Source organism: Nocardiopsis valliformis DSM 45023 (genome assembly GCF_000340985.1).
In the GTDB taxonomy this organism is placed as follows: Bacteria; Actinomycetota; Actinomycetes; order Streptosporangiales; family Streptosporangiaceae; genus Nocardiopsis; species Nocardiopsis exhalans.
The window spans coordinates 81072-95377 of sequence record NZ_ANAZ01000004.1; the positions used below are offsets into that span (position 1 = coordinate 81072).

Consider the following 14306-nt stretch of genomic DNA (forward strand, 5'->3'; position numbering starts at 1 on the left):
GGAGTGCGCATGGCGACGATCGGCCAGACCCTGTCCGCCGCACGTATCGCGGCGGGTTGCTCCTTGGAGAACCTGAGCACACGTACACGGATTCGCATGCAGGTCCTTCGGGGCATCGAGAATGAGGACTTCGTCCCCTGTGGAGGGGACTTCTATGCGCGCGGGCACATCCGGAGGATCTGTAAGTTCCTCGGGCTTGACCCCGCGCCGCTTCTGGAGGAGTACGACCGCGAACACGCCTCGAACGAGAAGCCCACCTTCGTTCCCCCACCCCGGCACCCGTCGGCCAGAACCAAGGCGACCCGGGTCGCTGCTGCCCAGGGCGGCCGGGCCCACACCGGGACCGACGACCACGAGGCGCCCCAGGACGTTCCCCGAAGCGTCGGTGACGTGAACGAGGACCCGGAACAGCGGGCCGAGAGCTGGGGGCACTTCGAACGCAAACAGAGACTCGCCAGACCGCCGCGGCGCAACCGCCCCAAGGGGTTCGGTAATGCCGGAGCCGGAGCCGGAGCCGGGGCCGCCGCGGCCGAGGTGCCGGCGCCGCGGACACCCGGCAGGCACAGCAAGCCCGCCGAACCGGCCGCGGCCGGAGCGGTCGCCACCAAGGCGGCGGCCCCGCGGTCGCGCGCCACCCGTGCCTGCGCAACTGCGGCCGGCGCCCGTCGGGCGGAGAGCGTGCGGCGGCACTGGCCCTGGGCAGTGGTCGGACTCATCCTCATCGCCGCGGTGTTCGTGGGCGTGCGGACCTGGCAGGGGTGGGACGACGGCAACCCCGTCCGGACCGCCTTCGAGTCGGCCGGCTCCGCAACGGGTGACACCGTGGACTCCGCGGTCATCACGGAGGAGGCCGCAGCTGAGCCCGCCGAAACCGACGACCGGGCCGCGGCGGCCGAGGCAGTCGCTGCTGCCGAGGCGGCGGAAGCGGCCGAAGCGGAGCCGTTCGAGTTCACCGTCGGTCTCACCGCCACCGACCGCAGCTGGGTCAAGGTCAGCGAGGTGGAGGGCGAGGCGCTGTTCACCGGGTTCCTCGTGGCGGGGGAGTCCCGGGATTACGCCACCGAGGTCCCCCTGACCCTGTGGGTGGGCAACGCCGGGGCGATCGAGGTGGCCGTCGACGGACAGGACCAGGGCCCCAGCGGGGGCTCCGGTGAGGTGAGGGAGATCACTGTCGGGGCTGACGGCTTCGACAACTGACAAGCACGTTCACGGCGGGGCGCGCGCTCGCGTGCCAGGAGGCCGGGGTACGGGTGGGTTGGTCAACCACGGTAGTGTGGGGGGCTGCGGGCGGCGCCAGTCGACGCCTTCGTGCGAGCACGAGCCGACCGGGTACCCCGGCCTCCGGCCGCGCCGCGCCCCGCACCACTCGAAGCTCTCCCACACGCTTGGAAGCCATGTCATCGCGACGTACTGTCTCACTCGTCACCCTGGGGTGTGCGCGTAACGAGGTCGACTCCGAAGAGCTCGCCGGGCGCCTTGCCGCTGGCGGCTGGGACCTCGTCGACGGAGACACCAAGGCCGACGTGACCGTCGTCAACACCTGCGGGTTCATCGACGCCGCCAAACAGGACTCCATCGAGACCCTGCTGGAGGCGGCCGAAGGCGGCGGGAAGGTCATCGCCGCGGGGTGCATGGCCGAGCGCTACGGCTCCGAACTCGCCGACGCCCTCCCCGAGGCCAACGTCATCGGGTTCGACGACTACGCCGCCATCACCGACCGGCTCGACGACGTCGTCTCCGGGCGCGCCCTGGTCCCGCACGACCCGCGCGACCGCCGCACCCTGCTGCCGATCAGTCCGGCCGAGCGCGACGCCTCCCAGGTCCACGTGCCCGGGCACGCCTCGTTCGCGGACTCCGAGGGCGCCGACGGCACCGAGCTGCCCTACCGGGCCGCGACCCCGCGCCGCCGCCTGACCGGCGGCCCCGTCGCCAACCTCAAGATCGCCTCCGGCTGCGACAGACGGTGCACCTTCTGCGCCATCCCGGCCTTCCGCGGTGCGTACATCTCCCGCCAGCCCGACGAGATCGTCCGCGAGGCCGAGTGGCTGGCCAGTGAGGGCGTGCGCGAGGTCTTCCTGGTCAGCGAGAACTCCACGTCCTACGGCAAGGACCTGGGCGACGTGCGCGCGCTGGAGAAGCTGCTGCCGCGCCTGGCCGCCGTCGAGGGCCTGGAGCGCGTCCGGGTCAGCTACCTGCAGCCCGCCGAAGTCCGCCCCGGGCTGGTGGAGGTGCTCACCAGCACCCCCGGTGTGGTGCCCTACTTCGACCTCTCCTTCCAGCACGCCAGCGGCCCGCTGCTGCGCCGCATGCGCCGGTTCGGCGACCGCGAGCGCTTCCTGGAGCTGCTGGAGACCGCCCGTAAGGCCGCCCCGGAGGCCGGAGCCCGCTCCAACTTCATCGTGGGCTTCCCTGGCGAGACCGAGGAGGAGTTCCAGGAGCTGGTCTCCTTCCTCAGTGAGGCCCGTCTGGACGCCATCGGTGTCTTCGGCTACTCCGACGAGGACGGCACCGAGGCGCTCACGCACGAGAACAAGGTGCCCGAGGAGGTCGTGGCCGAGCGGGTGGACACGCTCAACCGCCTGACCGAGGAGCTCATGGTCCAGCGGGCCGAGGAACGCATCGGCAGCGAGGTGACCGTCCTGGTCGAGACGGTCCTGGAAGACGGCGCGTACGAGGGCCGCGCCGAGCACCAGGCGCCCGAGGTGGACGGCAGCACCATCCTGTACGGCGAGAACCTCGCCGTCGGCGACCTGGTGCGGGCCACCGTCATCCAGTCGATGGGCGCCGACCTCGTCGCCGAACAGGACGTCGCGGAGCAGGACGGGGAAGCCGGCGACAGATGAGCACCCACGACCCCGCGGCTTCGTCCGCTCCCCAAGCCCCGCTGTGGAACATCGCGAACATCCTCACGATGAGCCGCCTGGTCATGGTGCCGGTCTTCGTCTGGTTCATGTTCCTGACCGGACTCGGCTGGGAGCTCGCGGCCTTCTCGGTCTTCGTGATCGCCGCCATCACCGACCGCGTCGACGGGGAGCTGGCCCGCCGCCACAATCTCGTCACCGACTTCGGCAAGATCGCCGACCCCATCGCGGACAAGGCGCTGACCGGCGCCGCGCTGATTGTGCTGTCCGTCCAGGGCGAGCTGTGGTGGTGGGTCACCATCGCCATCCTGCTGCGCGAGTGGGGCATCACGCTCCTGCGGATCGCGGTGCTGCGGTACGGGGTCATGCCCGCGAGCAGCGGCGGCAAGCTCAAGACCGTCCTGCAGATCGTGGCGATCAGCATCTACCTGTTCCCGCTGTACCTGCTGCCGTTCACCGGCGTGTTCGTCTGGATCGCGCACGGTGTCATGGCCGCCGCCCTGGCCGTCACCCTCTGGACCGGGCTGACCTACGTGATCGACGCGGTCCGCCTGGTGCGGGCCAAGGGCGCCACGGACACCCAGAACGGGACCACGGAGTAACCCCGATGGACGAACAGGTGGAGGTGGGGCTCCGGTTCGAGAAGGCGGCGTTGGCTGCCGCCAGATCGGCCCATGAAGCCCTCCGGGAGGCCGGGGCCACCTGCGCTACCGCCGAGTCCCTCACCGGAGGGCTGATCGGCGCCTACCTGACCGCGGTCCCCGGATCCTCGGCCACCTACCGCGGCGGGGCCGTCACCTACGCCACCGACACCAAGGCCACCATCCTGGGCGTGCCCGAGGACCTGCTGGCCGAGCACGGAGCGGTCCACCCCGACGTCGCCGCCCACATGGCCCGGGGGGTCCGCCGCCTCACCGGTGCCGACCACGGGGTCGCGGTCACCGGGGTGGCCGGGCCCGAGCCCCAGGACGGGCAGCCCGTGGGCACCGTCTACGCGGCGGTGACGGGACCGGACTCACATACACAGGTCGTCCGGTTCAGTTTCACCGGTGATCGTGCGGGTATCCGCCTTGACACGGTCAAGGGTGCGCTGATGCTCCTGAGGACCGCCGTTCGCGGGGACGTGACGGGAAACACCCGGGCCTGATCCCTCCGGCTGCTCCGTATCCCCCGGGGGCTCGGGAACAAAACCACCCCCGGATGCGGTTCCCCCTCCAGCGAACAGGACGGCAAGAGGTGCCCGAATCGGGCGTGGGGCAGGTACGGTGTTGTATATGAAGGTCGCTACCGGCGGGAGGGAGCGCGAATGATGGTCCTGCTTCGTCACCTACTTGGTGACGTCCTCAGGCGGCTGCGTCAGCGCCAGGGCCGCACCCTCCGTGAGGTGTCGGCCGATGCACGGGTTTCCCTCGGATACCTGTCGGAGGTCGAGCGCGGGCAGAAGGAAGCCTCTTCCGAGCTGCTCTCCTCGATCTGCGGGGCCCTCGGGGTCCCGCTCTCGCAGGTACTCAGAGAGGTCTCCGACCAGCTGGCTCTGGCCGAGCTCCAGGAGGCCGCACTGTTGGGCGACGCGGTCACGACCGACCCCGTCCCCGCGCAGGAACTCGGCATCGCGCCCGTACCGGATCGTGTTCCCCAGGTCGCCGACATGGCGGGTGTCTGACACCCGTCCCCACGTTCACACGTCAGCGCACAGCACAACTTTCGCTCAAGGAGCCGGTCACCCCGCGGGGTGACCGGCTCCTTGAGTATGGGGTGCTCCGTGCGGGAGGCCCGCTCAGCGGTGTGTGTGGTTGACCCAGGCCTCGGGGTCCTCGGCCAGGACACGTACCTGTTCGGGGAGTTCGTTGGTGACCAGGTGCTGGAGGTTGACCCCCTCCAGGATGGCGCGCTCGCTGGCGCGCAGGGCGATCCACACCTGTTGCAGGCTGCGGGCCGCCCCGTCGTAATCGACGTGTTCGGGGCGTTCCCCGCGCACGTTGGCGAGCGGCCCGTCGACCGCTCGGATGATGTCCGCGAGGGAGATCTCCGCTGCGGGCCGAGCGAGCCAGTAGCCGCCAACGGGACCCCGTTGACTGCGCACCAGACCGGCACGGCGTAGCTGGGTGAGGATGTTCTCTAGGAATTTTCCGGGGATGGCCTGCGCGCGTGCGAGCTGCTCGGCCGTCACCGGACCGTCGCTGGCGACAGCGAGCTCTGCGGCCGCGCGAAGCGCGTAGTCGACCCGGGCTGAAAGGCGCATGCTGTGATTATGCCGTGGTTAGAAGGGCGAATGGGGCACCGACCGCCGACGAGTCTCGTCGGTGAGCGGGATGCTACAGGTTAAGAGTACTTCTCCTACCGGCTTTCGGGGACATGGGTGACGTTCGGCGCTTCTCAGAAATCTGGAGAGACCGTCGCATCCGGAGAAGGCCGTCGGCCCGGTCCCTGGAGGAGTGGGGGACCGGGCCGACGGCGGAGGAAGGTCGCGGAGAGGGAGTAGCCCCGGGACCTACTGGGTGGCCTTGAGGGCGCCCGCGGAGCCGAGGAGCTCTGCGGCGCTCAGTCCGTTGACGTGCGCGGCACCGTACGTGCTCACGTAGGCGCCGCAGTCGGGACGCCAGATGGGCAGGCCCATCTCCACCACCACGGCCTTGGGCCGGGCGCTGAGCAGGGCACTGACGAACTCCTGGGTGCTCGGGTAGCGGTGCGCGTCCCGAACCACGACGACCAGGTCGCGGTCGGCGGCCGCGGCCAGCACCGCGGCGAGTTCGTCGGCCTCGGGGGAGAGGCGGACGGTGTCGCGGAACCAGGGGCCCAGGCCCCACGGCACCTCGCCGACGGCGATCCCGGCGGGGGCGTCGAACTCGACCACGTACGGGTTGTCCAGCGGCGGGATGTCACCGTCCACCCGGGTGGCGCGGCGGGCCCCTGCCAGCCCGACCGTCTCGGTCACCTCCGTGGCCGTCCTGGCCTTGGCGGACTCCTTGACCCAGTCGCGCAGCCGGGCGTTGCGTTCGGCGGCCTCCTCCAGGCGCTCACCGGTCAGACGGCCCTCACGCACCGCCTGGACCAGCGCGGAGCGGACCTGGGCGACCTGGTCGGCGTACACGAACCGGCCCAGGCACAGCAGGTCGCAGCCGGCGGCCACCGCGAGCACGCTGGCCTCGGGGATGCCGATCTCGCCGCTCACGCCGCGCATGTCCATGGCGTCGCTGACTACGACCCCGGTGAAGCCCAGCTCCTTGCGCAGCAGGTCGTTGAGCAGGGCGCGGTTGAGCGTGGCGGGGCCCTCACCGCCCAGACCGGGCAGCTCGATGTGCGCGGTCAGGATGGAACGGACCCCGGCGTCGATGGCGGCCTTGAAGGGCAGTAGTTCGCGGCGGCGCAGCAGGTCGGCGTCGGCCTCCACCACGGGCAGCGTGTGGTGCGAGTCCTGGGAGGTGGCGCCGTGGCCGGGGAAGTGCTTGGCGCAGGCGGCCACCCCGGCCTCCTGGAGGCCCTGCACGGAGGCGGCGGCGTGCCGGGCGACCAGCTCGGCGTCGGACCCGAAGGAACGGGTGCCGATCACCGGGTTGTCGTCGGCGACGTTGACGTCCACCGAGGGCGCCAGGTCCATGTTGAAGCCCATGCCGGACAGCTGGACGCCCAGCGCGCGCAGGGTGGCCCGGGTGAGGTCGGTGTCGTCCACCGCGCCCAGGGCCGCGTTGCCGGGGTAGTCGCTGCCCCGGGCCTGGCCGATGCGGGTGACGTCGCCACCCTCCTCGTCCAGGGAGATCAGCGGGGTGTCCGTGGCCTCGCACAGGCTCGCGTTGAGCGCGGTGACCTGCTCGGGGCTCTCCAGGTTGTTGTGGAACAGGCAGACGCCGGAGATCCCGTCCGCGAGCCCGTCCAAGATCCATCGGGGGGCCTGGAGGGACTCGAAGGGCACCAGCAGCGTGGCGTTGGCCAGACGCTCCAGTGTCGGGTCGTGCGGCATGACGAACTCCGTTCGGTGAGCAGAGGTGCCCGGGCGAGGGCAGACGCGTGGCGGGGAAAGGGGGGCGTTGGTGGTGGTGCGGTCCCGGGACGGGCTCCGGTGTGGTTGGTCGGTGTGGCTGGTGGAGCCCGCCCCGGCGGTGTTGGGGCGGTCAGCCCTTGACCGCGCCCATGGTCAGGCCGGAGACCATGCGGCGCTGGACGAAGAGGAAGAAGATCATCACGGGGACGGTCAGCAGGGTCGAGGCGGCCATGATCGACCCCCACTCGATGGACACCGCGCCGAAGTAGTACTGCAGGGAGATCGGCAGGGTGTAGGCGCCGGTGTTGTTCTGCAGGAACGTGAAGGCGACGAGGAACTCGTTCCACGCGGTGATGAACGCGAAGATGCTCGCGGCTGCCAGGCCCGGTGCGACCAGCGGCATCAGGACGCGCCAGAAGATCGTCCAGCCGCTGGCGCCGTCGATGGCCGCGGCCTCCTCCAGCTCCTTGGGCACCGCCGACACGAAGTTGCGGATCATCAGGATGGTGATCGGCAGTGCGACCGCGATGTAGATGACGAACACACCGGTCAGGTTGCCGACCAGCTCCAGGTCCAGGGCGTTACCCAGGTGGAAGAAGTTGATGAACAGAGAGATGATCAGTGCCTCGACCGGGACCATCTGGATCACCAGCAGCATGATGATGAACGCCGAGCGCAGTTTGAACTTGAACCTGGCCACGGCGATCGCGGCCAGTAGGGCCAGCAGGGCGGCGAAGGCCACCGAGCCCACGGTCACGATGAGGCTGTTGGTGAGGAACGACCAGAAGGAGGTGCCGGGGATGAGCACGCCCGACAGGACCCGCTCGAAGTGCTCGAAGGTGATCTCGCGTGGGAAGAGAGTGGGCTCACGGGTGAAGATCTCCCCGGTGGGACGCAGCGCGGTGGCCAGGACCCAGTAGACGGGGAAGACCGCGAAGATGAAGACCGCGAGGGCGGCGAGGTAGGCGCCGCCCCTGCCGAGCCTCTTGCGCAGACGGTACACGTTGTTCATCGGGTCTCCTCCTGGCGGATCATGGCGCGCAGGTAGTAAGCGCTGATCACGAGTACCAGGACGGTCATGATCACGGCGATCGCCGACCCCATGCCGTAGTTGGGCGGGGTCGAGGCGAAGCCCAGCTGGAAGATGTAGGTCGGGATGAGGTGGATGTCCCGGTTGGTGATGCCGCCGGCCAGGATGAACAGCTGCGTGAAGATCCGGAAGTCCCAGATCACCTGGAGGATGAGCAGCAGTGCGAAGAGCGGCCGCAGCATCGGGAAGGTGACGTTCCAGAAGCTGCGCCAGGCGCTCGCGCCGTCGATGCGCGCGGCCTCGTAGAGCTCGTTCGGGATGCTCTTGAGCCCGGCCAGAACGCTGATGGCCACGAACGGGAACGACTGCCACACCACGGTGATGATGAGGATCGGGAACAGGGTCTCCGGTGAGTTGAACCAGTTGAACTCGTTCCAGCCCGACCCCACCAGCCAGGTCGGCAGGCTGTTGAGGATGGTGTTGACCAGCCCGTATCTGGTGTCGAACAGCCAGCGGTAGACGATGGCGGCGCTGATCACGGGTGTGGCCCAGGCCAGCATCAGGCCGAGGCCCAGGGTGGTGGAGGCCCACTTCGGCAGCTTGTGCATCAGGATGCCGACGAGTGTTCCGAGGATCATCGTCAGGACGACCATGGACAGGCAGACGATGATGGTGTTACGGAAGACCGACCAGAAGCGCTCGTCGGTGAGCACGTAGATGTAGTGGCCGAAGTTGTTCCATTCGGCCTCCTGCCCTCGCAGCTGCTGCAGGCCGTAGTCGTGCAGCGAGATGTACAGCATCTGGCCGATGGGCCAGAGCAGAACCACGGCCAGCACGGTCAGTGCGGGCAGGATCAGGAAGTAGGGAACGAACCTGAGGCGCGTGCGGCGCGACAGGCCCGACCTCCGCCCGGGCCGTTGGGCCTCGGGCTCCGTGGGGCGTTCCAGCGTTTGTGTCATGAGCCGTTCCTGGCGGGTTGAGCGGGGGCGGCCGCCGTGCGGGCGGCCGCCCCTGGCGTGTTCCGTGGATGCTGCCCGTCGCGAGCGGCGTACCAGTGGTGCTGGCACAAGGCCGACGAAGGAGTCAACCCGGGTTTGGCTGTCGACTGAGGAGAACGCAGTGACAGTGCCGCTGGGGCGATGCGCAGCAGGGTGTGTGTCCGCGGAACATGCCTTCGGTGCGTGCGTGGCGAACACGCGGTGGTGGCTACTCCTCGTCGCGGTTGAGCGCCTCGGTGAGCTCTTCGTTCAGCTCGGGGAGGACGTCGTCCGCGGACTCGCCCTCGGCCAGGCGCTGCACTGCGTTCTGGATGGTGGCCAGCTCCCACTGGACGTGGCCCCAGTTGGCGGTGTCGGGGAACAGGCGCAGGTCACCGGTGGCCTGGGTGGCGGCACCGGCCAAAACCGGGTCCTCCTGGAAGGCGTCGCTCTCCAGGACGTCCTCGAACGTCGGGAACATCGACGACACCTCGTTGTAAGGCAGTGCGTTCTCCTTGCTGTTCAGCACGGTGATGTAGTCGAACGCGGCCTCGGGGTACTCAGAGGTGCCCCACACGGCGAGGTCGGAGCCGCCGCCGAAGGCGGGGGCCATGCCGTCCGTGCCCGGGATGGGCGCGGTGGCCCACTGGTCCGCGTGCTCGTCGTTGAGCTCCTCCAGCTGGGGCTTGGCCCAGGGGCCGTCGATGAACATGCCGATCTCACGGTTGACGAAGTCGGCGTGGGCGCAGTCGACCTCGTTGAGGCCGATGCAGGCGCTCGGGGAGACACCGTCGACGGTGAGACCCGCGTAGAACTCCAGGGCCTCGGAGGTGGCGTCGGACTCGAGCTGGCCGACCCACGCACCACCCTCCTGGGTGGCGAAGTCGCCGCCGTTGGCCCATACGAAGCTGGCGATGCCGTTCATGAAGTCGGTCGGTGCGGCGAAACCGGGAACGCCGTACTCGTCCTCGATATCCGCCGAGACCTCGAGCAGATCGTCCCAGGTCTCCGGTGCCTCGTGGCCGAGTTCGTCGAGCCAGTCCGTGTTGTACCAGAGGGCGCGGACGCCGCTGTACCAGGGCACGCTGTACTGGGCGTCGCCGAAGGTGCCGTTCGCGAACGCTCCTTCGAGGAGGTCTTCTGCCTCGTCCCAGCCTTCGACGTACTCCGAGACGTCGTAGAGGGCCTCGGCCTCGGCCCAGGTGGCGACCTGGTCGTTGCCGATCTCGACGACGTCGGGGCCGCCGGAGACCATAGCGGTCTGGAAACGCTGGCTGAACTCGCCCCAGGGAATCCACTGGACATCGACGTCGGTGTCCGGGTGGATGTCCTGGTACTGCTCGGTCACCGTGTCCATGAAGGCGTTCTGGTCTTCGTTGGCGTCACCCATGCGCCACACGGTCAGGGTGTCGGGTGCGTCGCCGGAAGCGTTGCCGCCGCCGTCGCCGTCATCGGAACCACCGCCGCAAGCGGCCGCGAGCATGACCACGGCCGAAGCCAAAGCGATCTTGGAGAACCTCATGTGAACCTATCTCCCTTCGCACGACGCGCCGGGGCTCGGCGCCTGTGCCCGAAACAACCTGGGATCATGGACAGATCCGGTTGTCTCGATGTCTCTGGTGGGGGTGTGCTGAGACAGCACTGCACTGCTTTGGGCCGCCCCTCCGGCGCGGGTACCGGTGGTCCGAAAATCGTTGCGGACCTGCCGGGACGTGACCTCCTGTGAGGTTGTGAGCTAAATTAACAGGAAACTTTCCTAATAAAAACAGGGTGAGGTGTCACGGTTATGTCTCAACGTCCGGGGACTCCCCGGCTGCTGCGCCAGCTCAACGACCGCGCAGCACTGGAACTCCTACTATCCGGTGGTCCGCTGACCAGGACCCAACTAGGGACGAGGACCGGCCTGTCGAAGGTGACGGCCTCCCAACTCCTGTCCCGTCTTGAGGAACGCGACCTGGTGCGGGTCGTCGGCAGCCAGGCGGGCGGGCGCGGACCCAACGCCGCCCTCTACGCCGTGGTCCCCGAGAGCGCCTACGTGGCGGTCCTCGACGTGAGCGCGGGGCGGGTCACCGCCACCATCGCCGACATCACCGGCCAGATCATCAGCGACGTCACGGTCGACCCCAGCGCCTCCGACGACCCCGTCGCCCTCGTGCACACCGCCGTGATGCGCCTGGTCGAGACCGCCGGGGTCCCCCTGGACAAGGTCCGCGCCTGCGTCATCGGCACCCCCGGCGTCGTCGACCCCCGCACCGGAGACATCCGCTTCTCCTTCGACCTCATGTCCTGGCACGAGGGCGTCCTGGAGGCCCTGCGCGCCGACCTCAAGCGTTCGGTCATGCTCGAGAACGACGTCAACCTGGCCGCCCTGGCCGAGCACTCCGAGGGCGCGGCCACGGGCGTCGACGAGTTCGTGCTCATCTGGCTCAGCGCCGCGGGCGGTGTCGGTATGTCCACGATGATCGACGGCCGCATCCACCGCGGCCGCTCCGGCGGTGCGGGCGAGATCGGCTACCTGCCGGTGCCCGGCGCGCCGATGCCGGTGGACCTCGGCCTGTCCGGAGGATACGAGTCCCTCCAGGATCAGGGGGACCGGGAACTGCCGCACGGTTTCCAGGCCCTGGTCAAGGCCAAGCAGGTGGTCAAGCTCGCCGCCGAGCACGGCATCACCGGTGGCGACGTCACCGAGGTCGTCGCCGCAGCCTCGGCCTCCGACAGCCCCGAGAGCGACGCCTTCCTCGACGCCTTCGCCGACCGGCTCGCCCGGGGTGTGGCCGCGGTCAGCGTGATCATCGACCCCGGGCTGGTCGTGCTGGGCGGCGATGTCGCCAAGGCGGGCGGCGCCAAGCTCGCCGAGCGTGTCCAGGCGGCCACCGCGCGGATAGCGCCCAACGTCACCGAGGTGGCCCTGGGTTCGGTCGAGGGCAGCCCGGTCGTGCGGGGCGCGCTGTTGCACGCCCTGGAACACGCGCGCGACGAGGTGTTCTCCTCCACGGTCTGACCCTGAAGGCTCGATAGTTGTCAGGACAGCGGTCCGCGCCCCGGCACCCTCACCCGCCGGGGCGCGGAGCGCTGTCCGCCCAGGGCCCGGTCAGTCGTCGCCGGGGTCCGGGGCGAAGGAGTCGATCATCGTCTGGAAGTCGTCCTGGTACTCCTCGCGCAGTTCGGCGGGGAAGTTGAAGCTCAGCCGGTAGGACAGGCGGCGGTCCTCGTCGGTGATCGACTTGGAGAACATCCAGCGGCCTGGCACCTCGCGCTCCTCGTGGTGGAAGAGCACCTCGTAGACGGCGCCCTCCATCCCGGGGGGCACCCGCACCGGTTCCAGCCGCTGCTGCTCCACGTCGCTGTAGGAGTCGTCCTCCTCGAGCAGCGTCTGCATCCGCTGCATCGCGCCCTCGGCGTTGTAGACGAGCAAGTCGTACTCGGTGACCACGACCGTCGCCGTACCGGTCTCCACCCCGGTCTCCAGCTCCAGGGAGGTCAACCGGACCGCCGAGCTGCCCCCGCCGCCGGCATCACCGTCCCGGACCTCCCAGTCTTCGGGCAGGACGAACTTGACCACGCCGTCGCTGTAGTGGGCAAAGCCCTCGGGGGTGTCGTCGGTGACCGGCTCAGTCGTCTCGGCGGTGGGTTCCTCACTTGGGGAAGGGGAGGGCGTCGGGGACGGCTCCTGTGCGGCCGGAACGCCGTCGGCGGCCACCTCGGTCCCCTCGGAACCGGGCAGCACGGCGCGCAGGGTCAGCCCGACCAGGACCAGCAGGGCCAGGACCGCGGCGCCGCCGATCCACAACGGCGCACGTGACCGCCGCGGGGTCGGGGCCGCCTGGGCCACAGGGGTCGAGACGGCCCCGGGCGGTGCCACGAAGGAGGCAGCGGCGGCCGACATGTTCGCGCTCACGGGCCGGGGCGGCCCCGAATCCGAGCGGTGCGGCTCAGCCTCGGGGGCGTCGAGCACGGTCAGCGCCTGCTCCGGGAGCAGGCGTCGCCGCGGGTCCCGTTCCAGCAGCCGACCCACCACGGAGGCCAACCGGCCACCGGCGGGCACCGGCGGGACGGGCTGGGTCAGGACCGCGGTGAGGGTCGAGGTGAGCGTGTCCCGCTTGAAGGGCGATTCCCCGTTCAGGGCCGCGAACAGGGTCGCGCCCAGGCTCCACAGATCCGAGACCGCGCTGGTCTCATCGTTCTCCAACCGCTCGGGTGCCGCGTAGGCCGCGGTACCGAGGATGGTCCCCGTACCGGTCAGCGCTGTGCCCCCGTGGTCGGGCAGGTTGGCGATCCCGAAGTCGGTCAGCACCGGGCGTGCGCCGTTCTCGGTGAGCATGATGTTGGCGGGCTTGACGTCGCGGTGGATCACCCCGGCCCTGTGCGCGGCCCACAGGGCGCCTAGCAGCGGGCGGGCGATCCGCTCCACCTCGGCCTCGCTCATCGGCCCCGAACGCTTGAGCCGGTCGCTCAGCGACTCGCCGTCCAGCAGCTCCATGACGATGTAGGGGACGCCGTCCTCCTCCAGGACGTCGTGCACGGTCACCACCGACGGGTGGGCGATCCGCGCCGCCGCCTGTGCCTCGCGCACCACCCGCGCCCGGGCGCGCTCGCGCTCGCGGGGCGGCATGTCGTAGGGGAGGTGGACCTCCTTGATCGCGACCACCCGGTTCAGGCCGGTGTCATGGGAGCGCCACACCGTGCCCATGGCACCGCTACCCAGTTCGCTCAGGAGCTCGTAGCGGCCCACGGACCTGCGCTGGCCGTGCTCGGAGAGGTTCTGAGTGGGACCTGAGGGATCGGGGGGATCAGTGGGGACCATGCAACCATCTTCCCAAACTCCCGAACCCGGACAAACCCCAGGTGAGTGCTGGTGCGAAAGCCGCACTCAGGCAGAGGTTGGCGGCGGGGCGGCAGCCGGGGTCAGCGGACCGGCAGCGCCCGGACCATCGCGGTCCGGGGGCGGACCATGATCCCGGCAGTCTCCTCTGCCTCCCACTGACGGGCCAGGTCGGGGCCCCATTCCGCCCGGGGGAGCACGGCGAAGCCCCGGCGCTCGTACCAGGGTCGGTTCCAGGGCAGATCCCGGAAGGTGGTGAGGGTGACCCGGTCGCGCCCGGCATCGGCCGCGTCGGCGCAGACCGCTTCTAGGAGGGCCCCGCCGATCCCGCGCCGCCCGTGGTCGGGGTGGACGGCGAGCTGTTCCAGGTGGGTGGTCCCGTCCAGGGTGACGGTCGCGGCCAGTCCGCGGACCCGGCCTTCGGCCACGGCCACCAGCACCCGTTCCACGTGGCCGAGCATCTCCCGGGGATCGTCCGGCGGGAGTTCGAGCCCGGCGTCGGCGAAGAGCGTGTCCGCCGCCAGGGAGACCTCCACCAGTTCGTCGGCGTCCTCGGGTTCCATCGGACGGATCACGGCTGACAAGGCCACCTCCACACTGTCGGTTCGCAGGCCAGGGGTGATCCTCGCGGAACCCG

Annotated in this window: 13 protein-coding genes; 6 read left to right on the forward strand and 7 right to left on the reverse strand. The window is 69.8% G+C overall.

The annotated features are described in order from the left end of the window. Nucleotides 1–9 precede the first annotated feature (9 nt). The 5 genes from D457_RS0105015 to D457_RS0105035 all read left to right on the forward strand — a co-directional run bounded on the left by D457_RS0105015 (nt 10) and on the right by D457_RS0105035 (nt 4524). Nucleotides 10–1197 carry a helix-turn-helix domain-containing protein gene (locus D457_RS0105015; protein ID WP_193374446.1) on the forward strand — a complete coding sequence of 396 codons (1188 nt, stop codon included), beginning with the start codon at nt 10–12 and terminating at the stop codon, nt 1195–1197. A 197-nt stretch (nt 1198–1394) separates the two neighbouring features. Then, nucleotides 1395–2843, forward strand: coding sequence for a 30S ribosomal protein S12 methylthiotransferase RimO (rimO, locus tag D457_RS0105020; protein WP_017579551.1), 1449 nt, complete (start codon nt 1395–1397; stop codon nt 2841–2843). Then, complete coding sequence (gene pgsA / locus D457_RS0105025) at nt 2840–3463, forward strand: CDP-diacylglycerol--glycerol-3-phosphate 3-phosphatidyltransferase (protein ID WP_017579552.1); 624 nt, start codon at nt 2840–2842, stop codon at nt 3461–3463. Before rimO ends, pgsA begins: the two co-directional genes overlap by 4 nt. Before the next feature lie 5 nt (nt 3464–3468). Beyond that, entirely contained in the window at nt 3469–4008 is a 540-nt protein-coding gene (locus D457_RS0105030; RefSeq protein WP_017579553.1) for a CinA family protein, read from the forward strand. Nucleotides 4009–4167: 159 nt separating this feature from the next. Then, on the forward strand, nt 4168–4524 hold the full coding sequence (locus D457_RS0105035) for a helix-turn-helix domain-containing protein (protein WP_017579554.1): 357 nt from the start codon (nt 4168–4170) through the stop codon (nt 4522–4524). A 114-nt stretch (nt 4525–4638) separates the two neighbouring features. Here the strand turns inward: D457_RS0105035 and D457_RS0105040 are convergent, their stop codons facing one another. From D457_RS0105040 to D457_RS0105060, 5 genes are all read right to left on the reverse strand, one after another. Continuing rightward, nucleotides 4639–5103: an RrF2 family transcriptional regulator gene (locus tag D457_RS0105040; RefSeq protein ID WP_017579555.1), complete on the reverse strand. Its 465-nt coding sequence runs from the start codon at nt 5101–5103 to the stop codon at nt 4639–4641. A gap of 249 nt (nt 5104–5352) precedes the next feature. Next, a complete protein-coding gene (locus D457_RS0105045) occupies nt 5353–6819 on the reverse strand; it encodes a glycoside hydrolase family 3 protein (RefSeq protein ID WP_017579556.1) in 1467 nt (488 codons plus the stop codon). A gap of 151 nt (nt 6820–6970) precedes the next feature. Continuing rightward, a complete protein-coding gene (locus tag D457_RS0105050; RefSeq protein ID WP_017579557.1) occupies nt 6971–7852 on the reverse strand; it encodes a carbohydrate ABC transporter permease in 882 nt (293 codons plus the stop codon). Beyond that, nucleotides 7849–8829 (reverse strand): carbohydrate ABC transporter permease, encoded by a 981-nt coding sequence (locus tag D457_RS0105055; protein ID WP_017579558.1) that lies wholly within the window; start codon nt 8827–8829, stop codon nt 7849–7851. The genes D457_RS0105050 and D457_RS0105055 overlap by 4 nt, the downstream gene beginning before the upstream one ends. 247 nt (nt 8830–9076) lie before the next feature. Continuing rightward, nucleotides 9077–10369: an extracellular solute-binding protein gene (locus D457_RS0105060; protein ID WP_017579559.1), complete on the reverse strand. Its 1293-nt coding sequence runs from the start codon at nt 10367–10369 to the stop codon at nt 9077–9079. A 264-nt stretch (nt 10370–10633) separates the two neighbouring features. Here D457_RS0105060 and D457_RS0105065 point away from each other — a divergent pair, with 264 nt between their 5' ends. Then, nucleotides 10634–11848: an ROK family transcriptional regulator gene (locus D457_RS0105065; RefSeq protein WP_026116344.1), complete on the forward strand. Its 1215-nt coding sequence runs from the start codon at nt 10634–10636 to the stop codon at nt 11846–11848. A gap of 90 nt (nt 11849–11938) precedes the next feature. Here the strand turns inward: D457_RS0105065 and D457_RS36725 are convergent, their stop codons facing one another. Together D457_RS36725 and D457_RS0105075 are read right to left on the reverse strand one after the other, a co-directional pair. After that, nucleotides 11939–13651 carry a serine/threonine-protein kinase gene (locus D457_RS36725; protein ID WP_051072870.1) on the reverse strand — a complete coding sequence of 571 codons (1713 nt, stop codon included), beginning with the start codon at nt 13649–13651 and terminating at the stop codon, nt 11939–11941. A gap of 101 nt (nt 13652–13752) precedes the next feature. Beyond that, a complete protein-coding gene (locus D457_RS0105075) occupies nt 13753–14232 on the reverse strand; it encodes a GNAT family N-acetyltransferase (RefSeq protein WP_026116345.1) in 480 nt (159 codons plus the stop codon). Nucleotides 14233–14306: the final 74 nt, after the last annotated feature.

What these genes read in the sequence shown, in the direction of transcription:
- D457_RS0105015 (WP_193374446.1), top strand. Translation starts at nt 10, where the DNA reads ATGGCGACGATCGGCCAGACCCTGTCCGCCGCACGTATCGCGGCGGGT.
- rimO (WP_017579551.1), top strand. Translation starts at nt 1,395, where the DNA reads ATGTCATCGCGACGTACTGTCTCACTCGTCACCCTGGGGTGTGCGCGT.
- pgsA (WP_017579552.1), top strand. Translation starts at nt 2,840, where the DNA reads ATGAGCACCCACGACCCCGCGGCTTCGTCCGCTCCCCAAGCCCCGCTG.
- D457_RS0105030 (WP_017579553.1), top strand. Translation starts at nt 3,469, where the DNA reads ATGGACGAACAGGTGGAGGTGGGGCTCCGGTTCGAGAAGGCGGCGTTG.
- D457_RS0105035 (WP_017579554.1), top strand. Translation starts at nt 4,168, where the DNA reads ATGATGGTCCTGCTTCGTCACCTACTTGGTGACGTCCTCAGGCGGCTG.
- D457_RS0105040 (WP_017579555.1), bottom strand. Translation starts at nt 5,103, where the DNA reads ATGCGCCTTTCAGCCCGGGTCGACTACGCGCTTCGCGCGGCCGCAGAG.
- D457_RS0105045 (WP_017579556.1), bottom strand. Translation starts at nt 6,819, where the DNA reads ATGCCGCACGACCCGACACTGGAGCGTCTGGCCAACGCCACGCTGCTG.
- D457_RS0105050 (WP_017579557.1), bottom strand. Translation starts at nt 7,852, where the DNA reads ATGAACAACGTGTACCGTCTGCGCAAGAGGCTCGGCAGGGGCGGCGCC.
- D457_RS0105055 (WP_017579558.1), bottom strand. Translation starts at nt 8,829, where the DNA reads ATGACACAAACGCTGGAACGCCCCACGGAGCCCGAGGCCCAACGGCCC.
- D457_RS0105060 (WP_017579559.1), bottom strand. Translation starts at nt 10,369, where the DNA reads ATGAGGTTCTCCAAGATCGCTTTGGCTTCGGCCGTGGTCATGCTCGCG.
- D457_RS0105065 (WP_026116344.1), top strand. Translation starts at nt 10,634, where the DNA reads ATGTCTCAACGTCCGGGGACTCCCCGGCTGCTGCGCCAGCTCAACGAC.
- D457_RS36725 (WP_051072870.1), bottom strand. Translation starts at nt 13,651, where the DNA reads ATGGTCCCCACTGATCCCCCCGATCCCTCAGGTCCCACTCAGAACCTC.
- D457_RS0105075 (WP_026116345.1), bottom strand. Translation starts at nt 14,232, where the DNA reads ATGGAACCCGAGGACGCCGACGAACTGGTGGAGGTCTCCCTGGCGGCG.